This window comes from Variovorax sp. 38R, from assembly GCF_014843395.1.
GTDB classification, from domain to species: domain Bacteria; phylum Pseudomonadota; class Gammaproteobacteria; order Burkholderiales; family Burkholderiaceae_C; genus Variovorax; species Variovorax paradoxus_H.
Map to the genome: position 1 here is coordinate 2,500,666 of NZ_CP062121.1, position 11,511 is coordinate 2,512,176.

Below are 11,511 nucleotides of genomic sequence, written 5' to 3' on the forward strand. Positions count from 1 at the left end.
GACAACCCATGGCCAATCCCTCAGCCAAAGAGCCGCAAGGCAGGCACCAGTCGAAGAAAGCCGCCGCCAGCGGCTGGATCGGCTCGGCGCTGGAGTACTACGACTTCTTCATCTACGCGACCGCCGCAGCGCTGATCTTTCCGCAGATCTTCTTTCCCAAGGGCGACCCGACCACGGCCATCATTGCGTCGCTGGCGACTTACGGCGTGGGCTATGTGGCGCGCCCCATCGGCGCCTTCGTGCTCGGCCACTGGGGCGACACGCACGGGCGCAAGCAGGTGCTGGTGCTGTGCATGTTCCTCATGGGTTTTTCGACCGTGGCCGTGGGCCTCTTGCCGACCTACGACCAGGTCGGCCTGCTGGCCCCCGCGCTGCTGGTGCTGCTGCGCCTGGTGCAGGGCTTTGCGGTGGCCGGCGAGATCTCGGGCGCGAGCTCGATGATTTTGGAGCACGCGCCGTTCGGGCGCCGCGGCTTCTTCGCGAGCTTTACCTTGCAGGGCGTGCAGGCCGGCCAGATTCTGGCGGCCGCCGTGTTCCTGCCGCTCGCGCACTACATGCCTGAAGAAGCCTTCAACTCGTGGGGCTGGCGCATCCCGTTCCTGCTGAGCTTCCTCGTGATCGTGGCCGGCTACATCATCCGCCGCGAGGTCGACGAAACGCCGGCCTTTGCCGAAGTCGACAAGAAGGGCGAAGTGGCGAAGTCGCCCATCGTCCAGGCCTTCACCGACAGCTGGGCCGACATGCTGCGCGTGGTCTGCATGGCGCTGATGAACGTGATTCCCGTGGTCGCCACCGTGTTCGGCGCGGCCTACGCGGTGCAGTCCGCCTACGGCATCGGCTTCCAGAAAGACGTGTACCTGTGGATTCCGGTGCTGGGCAACATCCTGGCCGTGCTGGTGATCCCGTTCGTGGGCAACCTGTCGGACCGCATCGGCCGCAAGCCGCCGATCATCGTGGGCGCATTGGCCTCGGGCCTGCTCTCGTTCGTGTACCTGTACGCCATCAGCATCAAGAACGTGCCGCTGGCCATCTGCATGTCGCTGCTGATGTGGGGCATCGTGTACCAAGGCTACAACGCGACCTTCCCGAGCTTCTACCCGGAGCTGTTCCGCACCCGCAACCGCGTGTCGGCCATGGCCATCTCGCAGAACATCGGCACCACCTTCACCGCGCTGCTGCCCGCGCTGTTCGCCGCCGTGGCGCCTCCGGGCTCGACCAACGTGTGGTTCACGGTCGGCGCCATCACCTTCGCCGTGACCGTGCTGGCCGCGCTGGCCGCGATGAGCGCCCGCGAAACCTACCGCGTCCACATGCGCGACCTGGGCGATCCGAACGCCGTGCCGGTCGACAAGGCCGAGTACGACCGCCTGCGCGAAGAGACGATGGCCAGCGCCCGCACGGACCGCGAACGCCGCAAGGCCGTGGCCTGAGCCGAAGACCCCGCGCGCACAAAGGGGTTGTGGCGCCATGAAGAATGGCGCCATGACTGCCCATCTCAAGATCGATTTCGTTTCCGATGTCTCCTGCCCCTGGTGCGCCGTGGGCCTTGGCGCACTCGAAGCCGCCCTGAAACGGGTGGCGCCGGAGGTGTCGGCCGAGCTGCACTTCCAGCCCTTCGAGCTGAACCCGCAGATGCCGCCCGAAGGCCAGGACACCTTCGAGCACCTGAACCAGAAGTACGGCTCGTCGCAGGAGCAGCAGGCGCAGGCCCGCGAGGCGATCCGCCAGCGCGGCGCGGCCGTCGGCTTCGAGTTCAGCCCCGGCGGCCGGCCCCGCGTGTACAACACCTTCAACGCGCACCGGCTGCTGCACTGGGCCGAGCTGGAAGACCCGGCCAAGCAGGTGACGCTGAAGAAGCTGCTGCTGAAGGCCTACTTCACGGACAGCCAGAACCCCTCGGACCCCGAGGTGCTGGTGCGCGCGGCGACCGAGGCGGGGCTCGACGCGGCGCGGGCCCGCGAGATTCTGGCCGGCGATGAGTTCGCGCAGGAAACCCGCGAGCGCGAGCGCATGTACACCGACGCGGGCATCCACTCGGTGCCCGCGATCATCATCAACGACCAGCACCTGATCTCCGGCGGCCAGCCGGTCGAGGTGTTCGAGCGCGCGCTGCGGCAGATCGCGGGCGCGGAGCCGAGCAGCGTCGCGACAGCCTGACGGGGCTGCGGCCCTGCCGTTTCGTCCTGAAACGAAGCTGACCCTTAGCTTTACCTGAGCACGGACCGAGGTCGGTCAACCGCCTACATCGCGCGGCGGTTGATCGGTTCATGATGAGCCGCATGCCGTTGTTCCCGAAGCCGCACTGCTCGCGCGCGATCGCCGTGGCGCTGGCCGCCGTGCTGTCGCTCACCGCCTGTTCCACCGGCCTGCTACGCCCCGAAGGCCCGCCGCTCACCGCGCTGGGCCACGCCGCCGACACGCCCGCCGCGCAGCTGCGCTGGCTCGATCGCGTGAGCTGGGGCGCCAACGCCAGCAGCCAGGCCGAACTGGCGCGCGACGGCCTGCCGCGCTGGATGGGCCGTCAGCTGCGGCCCGCGCCCCGTGCGCTGCCCGCGGCGGCGCAGGCGCAGATCGACGCCATGGCCATCTCGCGCACGCCGCTCGACCAGTTGGTTTTCGCGCTCGACGCCCGGCGCAAGGCCGCGACCGCGCTGCCCGATGAAGAAGCGAAGAAGGCCGCAGTCACGGCCTACCAGCAGGAACTCAACACGCTTGCCCGCGAAGCGCAGCAGCGCTTCGTGCTGCGCGCGCTGTATTCGCCGAACCAGCTGCAGGAGCAGATGACCTGGTTCTGGATGAACCACTTCAACGTCAGCATCCGCAAGGACCTGATCCGCGCGATGGTCGGCGACTACGAAGAAAGTGCCATCCGCCCGCATGCGCTCGGCAAGTTCCGCGACCTGCTGGGCGCCACCGTGCGGCACCCGGCCATGCTGCGCTACCTCGACAACGCGCAGAACGCCGCCAACCGGATCAACGAGAACTACGCGCGCGAACTCATGGAGCTGCACACGCTCGGCGTCGGCGGCGGCTACACGCAGGCCGACGTGCAGGAACTGGCGCGCGTGCTGACCGGCGTGGGCGTCAGCGTGCAGCCGCCCGACGTGCCACCGCCCGCGGTGCGCGCGGCCGTGCGCGCCGACTACGTGCGCCAGGGCCTCTTCGAGTTCCATCCGAACCGGCACGACTACGGTCCGAAGACCCTGCTGGGCCAGCCCATCCAGTCACGCGGCCTGGCCGAGACCGACGAAGCGCTCGACCGCCTGGCGCGCGCGCCGGCCACCGCGCGCTTCATCTCGCGCAAGCTCGCCGTGTACTTCGTGGCCGACGAGCCGCCGCCCGCGCTGGTCGAACGCATGGCTGCCACCTTCACGCGCAGCGACGGCGACATCGCCGCCACGTTGCAGACACTGTTCGAATCGCGCGAGTTCGCGGCCTCGCTGGGCCGCAAGTTCCGCGACCCCGTGCACTACGTGGTGGCGGGCGTGCGGCTGGCCTACGACGAGCGCGTGGTGCTCAACACCACGCCGATGATCGGCTGGATCAACCGAATGGGCGAGACCCTGTACGCCCACGAGACGCCCGATGGCTACCCGCTCAACGAGGCCGCGTGGGCCAGCGCGGGGCAGATGAACATCCGCTTCGAAGTTGCGCGCGCCATTGGCATGAGCGGCGCCGTGCTGTTCCGCACCGATGACAAGGCCCCGCTCGAGAAGCCGCCGTTTCCGCCGCTGGCCGAGTCGCGCGCCGTGCGCGCGCTGCAGCCCGGCCTGAGCGCCGACACGCAGCAGGCGCTCGCGCAGGCGAAGAACCCGCCGGAGTGGAACACCTTCCTGCTCGCATCGCCCGAGCTGATGCGCCGTTGAAAGGCTCCCTCATGCAACGCCGACACCTGCTGCAACTCATCGCCGCCACGCCCTTCGCCGGCGCCGCCGCACGCGTGGCCGCCGCGCCCAGTGCCCAAGGCACCAAGCTGCTCGTCGTGTTCCTGCGCGGCGCCTACGACTGCACCAGCCTGCTGGTGCCCACAGGCAACGCCGACTTCTACTACGCCTCGCGTCCCAACATCGCCATCCCCCGCCCCGGCACACCCGACGGCGCGCTGCCACTGGACGCCGACTGGGGCCTGCACCCCGCGCTCGCGCAGAGCGTGCTGCCGCTGTTCCAGCAGAAGCAGGCGGCCTTCATCGCCTTTGCCGGCACCGACGACCTCACGCGCAGCCACTTCGAAACGCAGGACGCGATCGAGCTCGGCGTGGCGCCCGACACCGCGCGGCGCGACTACCGCTCGGGCTTTCTCAACCGGCTGGCCGGCGTGCTCGGCGCCGGGCCGCTGACCGACGTGTCGCCCATCGCCTTCACCGACCAGTTGCCCATCGTGCTGCGCGGCGACGACGCCAAGGCCGCCAACATGGCGCTTGCGGGCGTCGCGCGGCCGGGCGTCGATGCGCGGCAAAGCCAGATCATCGCGTCGATGTACCGCAACACCGCGCTCGCCCAGCCCGTGGCCGAGGGCTTCCAGCTGCGCGACGAGGTGGTGCGCGCCATGCAGGCCGAGATGGACGCCGCCAGCCGCAACGCCATGAGCCCCAAGGGCTTCGAACAGGTCGCGCGTCGCATGGCGCTCCTGATGCGCGATCGCTTCGACATCGGCTTTGTCGACGTCGGAGGCTGGGACACCCATGTGGGGCAGGGCGCGGCCAAGGGCTACCTGGCCAACCGGTTTGAAGAACTAGGCCGCGGCGTGGCGGGCTTCGCGCAGGAGATGGGCGAGCCCGCCTGGCGCCAGACCGTGGTGGTCGTCGTCAGCGAGTTCGGCCGCACCTTCCGCGAGAACGGCAACCGCGGCACCGACCACGGGCACGGCACCGTGTACTGGGTGCTCGGCGGCGGCCTGGCCGCGCTGGCGGGCGGGCGCGTCGTGGGCGAACAGCAGCCGCTGACGCAGGCCACGCTGTTCCAGAACCGCGACTACCCGGTGCTCAACGAGTACCGGGCGGTGCTGAGCGGGCTGTTCCAGCGCATGTACGGGCTGTCGCCGGCGCAGGTGGCGAAGGTGTTCGGCGGGGCGGCGGCGAAGGACTTGCGGCTGGTCTGACGGCCCCGAAGGGGGCGAGCCGCACCGTCTCTTTCACGACCTCTTTTCAGACGTTTCGTCGGCCCCTCCGGCGCGTGGCCGCACGGACAAGCGTCGCCGTATTTACTTGTTTTCGGGGATGGTCTTGGCGTACGCCACTTACAAAAATAGACATTCAGAAACAGATGGCACTCCAGCCGGAGAGCGGGTTTCCCCAAGGGGCAGTGATGCTTTCCAAGCGAGCGAGTTCTTACGGGCGCTGCGGCGCCATGGCCGGTGTGATCGTGCTGCTGGCGGCCTGCGGCGGTGGAGGAGGCGGCGGTGGCGCGGGTTTCCTGCCGATCGTCGCGCCAGCACAGCCGCAGCCCGAGCCGCCGCCTCCCGTCGTCGTGACCCACACGGTCGGTGGCACCGTCACCGGCCTCGCCGGCAGCCTCGTGCTCCAGAACAATGCAGGCGACGACCTGAAGCTCACGGCCGACGGCAAGTTCAGCTTTGCCACGGCGCTCACCGAAGGTTCGGCCTACGAGGTCAGCGTGCGCACCCAGCCTCTGTGGCAGTTCTGCACCGTCAGCAAGGGCAGCGGCAAGGCTGCGGCCGACGTCGGCGACGTGGCGGTCGCCTGCTCGGCGGCGGTGGCACAGGTGTCCACGTTGGCAGGGTCCGGCACGACCGGATCGGTCAATGGCAACGGGACCGCCGCATCGTTCTATCTTCCTTACAGCGTGGTCGTCGACAAGAGCGGCCACCTGCTCGTGTCGGATACGGCAACGAACCTTGTGCGCAAGATCTCGCCCGCTGGCGATGTCACGACATTTGCGGGCAACGCCGCAGGCACCTCGGTGGATGGCAACGGCCTCGCCGCATCGTTCCAGGGGCTGGCTGGTCTTGCACTGGACGCCACGGGCAATGCCTACGCTGCGGAGTTCACCGGCAACCGCATCCGCAAGATCACGCCAGCGGCCGATGTGAGCACGTTCGCGGGCAGCGGCACATTCAGTTCACTCGATGGCAACGGCACCTCCGCCACCTTCGCCTACCCCGCGTCGACGGCCGTGGACGCTGCCGGCAACGTCTATGTGGTTGAACTCGCAGGTGCCGTGGTTCGCAGGATCACGCCTGCCCGCGACGTCATCACGCTGGCCGGATCGGGCACTGCAGGGTTTGTCAATGGCACCGGGGCTGCGGCATCTTTCCGGCAGGCCTATGGCATCGCGACTGACGTGGCCGGCAACATTTACGTGGCCGACAGCGGCAACAACCGGATCCGCAAGATCACACCCGGTGGCGTGGTCTCGACGCTGGCTGGCACGGGCCAGACCGGGTCGGCTGACGGGCCCGGCGACACGGCAACGTTCTATCAGCCAAGCGGCCTGACGGTGGACAGCGAGGGCAACGTCTACGTGGCCGACACCCGCAACAGCCTGCTGCGCAAGATCACGCCGGCGGGTGTGGTCTCCACGCTTGCCGGCCAGCCCGGCGTGCTGGGTTCGCAGAATGGTATCGGCGCGGCTGCCACGTTCAAGCAGCCTTATGGGGTGACGGTGGATGCCGCCGGCAATCTGTACGTGGCCGACACCTTCGGCAACCTGATCCGCAAGGTCACACCGGTTCGCGCCCCCTGATCTCGGGGCATCGCGGCAGCGTCGGTGAAGGCAGGGGCCGCCATGCGGCGGCCACGCCGCCGAGAATCGCCGCATGCCTCATGCCGTCTCCCTCCTTCGCGCCGCGCGCCTGGCGCGCAGTGCCAAGCCCTTTCTTGCCCGTGGCGGTTTCAAGCGCGAGCGCTGTGCGGGCTGCCGCCTCGTGCCCAGCCATTGCATGTGCGCCGTGCGCCCTCCGGTGGTCACGCGCGCGGGGGTGTGCCTGCTCATGGCCGACATCGAACCGCTCAAGCCCACCAACACGGGGTGGCTGGTGGCCGACGTGGTGCCCGACACCTTCGCCTTCGGCTGGGCCCGCACCGAGACCGATCCCGCGCTGCTGGCGCTGTTGAACGACCCGCAATGGCAGCCTTATGTGGTGTTTCCGGGGCAGTACGCGGCGCCCGAGCGCGTGGTGCTGAGCGTCGTGCCTTTGCTGCCTGACCCGGCCGATGGCGGTGCCGCGAAACGTCCGCTCTTCATCCTGTTCGACGCCACCTGGGGCGAGGCACGCAAGATGTTTCGCCGCAGCCCTTACCTCGACCGGCTACCGGTGCTGAGCCTGCAGCCGGAGCAGATCACGCAGTACAAGCTGCGCAACTCGGGCCGCGACGACCACTTCTGTACCAGCGAGGTGGCTGCGATGTGCATGGACCTCGCTGGCGAGCATGCCGCGCAGCAGACGTTGGACGCGTACCTCGGCGTGTTCACGCACCACTACCTGTGCGCGAAGAACCAGCAGCCTGTGGTGTGGGACGGTGCCGCGCACCAGCGGCTGCGCGAGGTGGCCGCGCTGCGCGATCAGGCTGCCTGAAAAATCCTGTGCAGGTCCGCCTACTCAGCGCATGTCGAACAGCGCCGCCGCATTGCCCCACGCGATGCGCTGCGCCACGGCCGGCGGCAGGTCGCCAAGCCAGGTGCGGTAGCCGCGCATGATCTCGTCGTAGGCGCTCCAGCGCTGGTTGACCCAGGTGTCGGAACCGACCATGAAGCGCTCCGGGTACTTGAGGATCAGCGCGCGCCATTCGGGGCACAGGCGCCCGCCTTCGCAGGTCAGGCCCGGGCGGTACGAGAGTTCGCCCATCAGCAGCGGGTAGCGCTCCAGCATCGCCTGCACGCGCTCGACCGGCGTGCCGCCGATGCCGGTGTGGGCCCAGATGAGGCGCAGTGATCGGCCCCTCGACGGCGCGTTCGCCATCAGCAGGTCGACGGCCACGTCGTCCACGTGCGCGAGCACGGCGAGCTTTTTCTCTTCGGCCAGTGCGATCAGTTTCTTCGCCACCGGGCCGTTGGCGTTGGCACTCTCGTACAGGTGGAATTCGCCGAGCCCGCGGTAGGGGCCGCTGGCGGTGCCGCGCGCCAGCTCGGTCTGCACCATCTCGTAGATGGTCTCGTCGCGGAACCAGTTGCTGTAGTCGTCGCGGTTGCGGTACAGGCGCACGAAGGGCACCACGGTGACACCGGCGGCGCGCGTCTCGCGCGCGGCGGCCAGGGTCTGCGTGCCGGCATTGGGGCGCGAGTTCGCGATGATCGCCTTCACCTGGTTGCGCTGCATGCGCGCCAGCGCCTCGGTGGGCGGGAAGGGGCCGGCGGTGCCGTCCCAGGCTTCCTGGTTGTAGTGCAGGTGGGTGTCGAACAACGGGCCGTCGTAAGGCGCGGCGGTCTGCCCGTGGGCATGGGAGAAGACCAGGGCCGCGCAGGCGGCGAGCAGCGGGGCAGCAATGAGGCGCATGGGGTTCTCGCGGTGATGACCGGGGAGCCGGATTACATCACCGCGCCGACGCAGCCGCGCCCTTGTCGCCGGGCGCAACGTCGAAGCGATCGCGCGGGCCGGCTTCAGCTGCCGGCCGGATGCGTGGTCGTCTTGCGGCTGCCATCCAGCGAATACAGCTGCGGGCGGTCTTCCACCGCAACCGCGACCGCCTCGGTTCCGTGCTCCGCGGCGCGCGGTTGCCGGTACAGCTCGTTCTCGAGCCGCCGGGCACGTTCCGCGTACATGCGGGCGAGGGCGCTGTGATGCTCTGCGGCAGCCTGGTGTTCGATGCGCGCCATCTGGGCCTCTTCGAGCAGTGCCGAGGCACGTTTCAAATAGGCCGTGTGGGTGGGCCGAAACAAGAAGTCGAACATGATTTCACACTCCTTTCCGCTGCAACAACGGTGCAATCATTGTGAACGAATGGCCTCAAAACGCCATCGCTTCCTGTGGCTGCAACGCATCGAAGAAGCGTTCTGTTTCACTTGAGTCAGACAGAATCGGTGGCAGAGAAAGAGGGTTCGATCACCGATGAGCAATGAGGTTCGTTTTTGTCTGGAATACCGGCTCGCCGCCGACGGTCCCGCGCATGCCGTGCAGACGGCATGGATGGTGGATTCGCCGGCCACGCGCGCGCAGATCGACGAGATGATCGCCAACGCGCGTGCGATGAATGCCGTGGAATCGAAGTGGTGGGTGGAAGAGCGGCAGGGCGGCGACCCCCCGCGCTGAAACAGCCGGAGGTCAGTCGCGCATGTTCGCGAACTTCACCAGCGTCGCGTACTTCGCCGTGTCCTCGCGCATGATCTGCCCGAGGTCTTCCTTGCCCGTGGCGGGAATGGCGCCGCCTTCTTCCAGCCGGCGACGGATCGCCGGGTCGGCCAGGCCGGCCTGCAGGGCTGCGCGCAGGCTTTGCACGATGGGTGCGGGCAGGTCCTTCGGGCCCGCGAGCGCGAACCAGCCGCTCAGCTCATAGCCTTTCAGCTGCGGATGCTCGCCGAGCGCCGGCACCTGCGGCAGGCCGGGAAAGCGCTTGGCCGACGAAACACCTAGCGGCACGATCCGCCCGCCCTGGAGAAACGGCGCAGCAGCGGTGGGCGACACGATCGCGAAGTCGAGTGTGCCACCGACCAGGTCGCTCGTGAGCGGCGCGGTGCCGCGGTAAGGAATGTGCGTGAGGAACAGGCCCGCGCGCTGCTTGATCTGCTCGCCCACGAAGTGCAGCGTCGAGCCCACGCCCGAGCTGCCGTAGCTGTACTTGCCGGGGTTGCGCTTGGCCAGCGCGATGAACTCGTCGAGGTTCTTCACGCCCACCTTCGGCCCCGCCACCAGCAGCACGGGCGCGACGGCGAGAAGGCTGACGGGGGTCAGGTCTTTCACCGGGTCGTAGCGCTGCGCCGGGTTCACCATCACCGTGGCCGCCATCTCGTTGCTGGAGCCGGCCAGCAGCGTGTAGCCGTCGGCCGGGCTGCTCACCGCGCGCTGCGCCGCGACCACGCCTGCGGCGCCTGTCACGTTCTCGACCACCACCGTCGCGCCGAGCTTGGCCGACAGAATGTCCGCCGCCACGCGCGCGGCCATATCGACCGAACCGCCCGGCGCGTAGCCGACCAGCAGCTTGATCGGCTTGGCCGGGTAGGTACCCTGCGCGAACGCGGGTGCAGCGGCGCAGAGGGCGGCGGCGCCGAGCGCACTCAAAGCCACGCGGCGCGAAACGGAAGAAGGAAGACGGGTCATCGCGGTTCCAGTATGGGGAAGTGGGAAAGAGAAGGCCCGCTCAGGAAGCGCCGCACCAGCTGCACCCAGTAGCTGGCCGCGATCGGCAGGATCGCGTCGTTGAAGTCGTAGCCGGGGTTGTGAACCATGCAGCCGCCGGTGCGGTGGTGCTCGCCTTCGCCGTTGCCCACGATCAGGTAGCTGCCCGGGCAGCGCTCGAGCATGAAGGAGAAGTCTTCGCTGCCCGTGAGCGGCGCCAGCGCCGGCAGCAGGCCGTCGTCGCCGAGCCAGTCGAGCGCGACCTGTCGCGCGAAGCGGGTGGATTCTTCGTCGTTGACCAGCGCGGGGTAGCGCCAGTGGTAGTCCACCTCGGCCTTCACGCCGAGCGTGGCGGCCTGCGCCTGCGCCAGCTCGGTGATGCGCTCGCGCAGCATGGCGCGGATTTCCGGGCGGTAGGCGCGCACCGTGAGGCGCATCTGCACGCTGTCGGCAATCACGTTGGGCGCGTCGCCGCCGTGGATCGCGCCCACCGAGACCACCGCCATCTCGCGCGGATCGACGTTGCGCGACACGATGGTCTGCAGCGCCACGACGATGTGCGCCGCGGCCACCACCGGGTCGGCCGACAGGTGCGGCGCTGAGCCGTGCCCGCCACGGCCGTTCACCGTGATCGTGACCGAATCGGACGAGGCCATGAACGAGCCTTCCTTGAAGCCGAACTTGCCCGCCGGAAAGCCCGGCATGTTGTGCAGCGCGAAGATGGCGTCGCAGGGAAAACGGTCGAACAGGCCTTCTTCGACCATGCGGCGCCCGCCGCCCAGGCCTTCCTCGGCCGGCTGGAAGATCAGGTGCAGCGTGCCGTCGAAGCTGCGCTCCTGCGCGATGACGCGCGCGGCGGCCAGCAGGATGCTCGTGTGGCCGTCGTGGCCGCAGGCGTGCATCTTGCCGGGCACCTGGCTGGCGTAAGGCAGGCCGGTGGCCTCTTGAATCGGCAGCGCGTCCATGTCGGCGCGCAGGCCCAGGCGCCGCGTGCCATTGCCGCACGTCAGCGTGCCGACCACGCCGGTGCCGGCCAGGCCGCGGTGCACCTCGTAGCCCCATTCGGCCAGGCGCGTGGCCACCAGCTCGCTGGTCACGTGCTCTTCGTAGGCCAGCTCGGGGTGGGCGTGGATCTGGTGGCGCAGGCCGACCATCTCGGGCGCGACCTCGCGCACGGCGGGCAGCACGTTGTCGAGGGCGGTGGCGTTGTCGACGGTGTAGGTCGTCATGGGGAACCTGTCTTGTTGCTGTCTTGCGGCGAGTCTAGGAATTCCCTGCCTGTG

General features: G+C 68.8%; 11 protein-coding genes. 7 read left to right on the forward strand and 4 right to left on the reverse strand.

What is annotated here, in order from left to right:
- The first annotated feature begins 8 nt into the window (after positions 1-8).
- The 6 genes from IG196_RS11310 (at position 9) to IG196_RS11335 (ending at position 7,534) form a co-directional block, all read left to right on the forward strand.
- Positions 9-1,430 carry an MFS transporter gene (locus IG196_RS11310; protein ID WP_192196222.1) on the forward strand — a complete coding sequence of 474 codons (1,422 nt, stop codon included), beginning with the start codon at positions 9-11 and terminating at the stop codon, positions 1,428-1,430.
- A 52-nt stretch (positions 1,431-1,482) separates the two neighbouring features.
- Positions 1,483-2,157, forward strand: coding sequence for a DsbA family oxidoreductase (locus IG196_RS11315; protein WP_099797494.1), 675 nt, complete (start codon positions 1,483-1,485; stop codon positions 2,155-2,157).
- 122 nt (positions 2,158-2,279) lie between these two features.
- The gene (locus IG196_RS11320) at positions 2,280-3,866 is read left to right on the forward strand and encodes a DUF1800 domain-containing protein (protein ID WP_192196223.1); all 1,587 of its coding nucleotides are present in this window, start codon (positions 2,280-2,282) and stop codon (positions 3,864-3,866) included.
- Positions 3,867-3,877: 11 nt separating this feature from the next.
- The gene (locus IG196_RS11325) at positions 3,878-5,098 is read left to right on the forward strand and encodes a DUF1501 domain-containing protein (RefSeq protein WP_192196224.1); all 1,221 of its coding nucleotides are present in this window, start codon (positions 3,878-3,880) and stop codon (positions 5,096-5,098) included.
- Between the two features lie 248 nt (positions 5,099-5,346).
- On the forward strand, positions 5,347-6,702 hold the full coding sequence (locus IG196_RS11330; RefSeq protein ID WP_192196225.1) for an NHL repeat-containing protein: 1,356 nt from the start codon (positions 5,347-5,349) through the stop codon (positions 6,700-6,702).
- A gap of 73 nt (positions 6,703-6,775) precedes the next feature.
- Positions 6,776-7,534: a tRNA-uridine aminocarboxypropyltransferase gene (locus IG196_RS11335; protein ID WP_192196226.1), complete on the forward strand. Its 759-nt coding sequence runs from the start codon at positions 6,776-6,778 to the stop codon at positions 7,532-7,534.
- A gap of 24 nt (positions 7,535-7,558) precedes the next feature.
- Here IG196_RS11335 and IG196_RS11340 read toward each other — a convergent pair whose 3' ends face one another.
- Positions 7,559-8,452, reverse strand: coding sequence for an amidohydrolase family protein (locus tag IG196_RS11340; protein ID WP_192196227.1), 894 nt, complete (start codon positions 8,450-8,452; stop codon positions 7,559-7,561).
- A 104-nt stretch (positions 8,453-8,556) separates the two neighbouring features.
- Complete coding sequence (locus IG196_RS11345; protein WP_225617007.1) at positions 8,557-8,847, reverse strand: hypothetical protein; 291 nt, start codon at positions 8,845-8,847, stop codon at positions 8,557-8,559.
- 157 nt (positions 8,848-9,004) lie between these two features.
- On the opposite strand from IG196_RS11345, the gene IG196_RS11350 reads away from it, so the two are divergent.
- Complete coding sequence (locus tag IG196_RS11350; protein ID WP_192196228.1) at positions 9,005-9,205, forward strand: hypothetical protein; 201 nt, start codon at positions 9,005-9,007, stop codon at positions 9,203-9,205.
- 12 nt (positions 9,206-9,217) lie between these two features.
- Here IG196_RS11350 and IG196_RS11355 read toward each other — a convergent pair whose 3' ends face one another.
- Both IG196_RS11355 and IG196_RS11360 read right to left on the reverse strand, forming a co-directional pair.
- Complete coding sequence (locus tag IG196_RS11355) at positions 9,218-10,210, reverse strand: Bug family tripartite tricarboxylate transporter substrate binding protein (RefSeq protein ID WP_192196229.1); 993 nt, start codon at positions 10,208-10,210, stop codon at positions 9,218-9,220.
- A complete protein-coding gene (locus tag IG196_RS11360; protein ID WP_192196230.1) occupies positions 10,207-11,457 on the reverse strand; it encodes a M20 aminoacylase family protein in 1,251 nt (416 codons plus the stop codon). Before IG196_RS11360 ends, IG196_RS11355 begins: the two co-directional genes overlap by 4 nt.
- Positions 11,458-11,511: the final 54 nt, after the last annotated feature.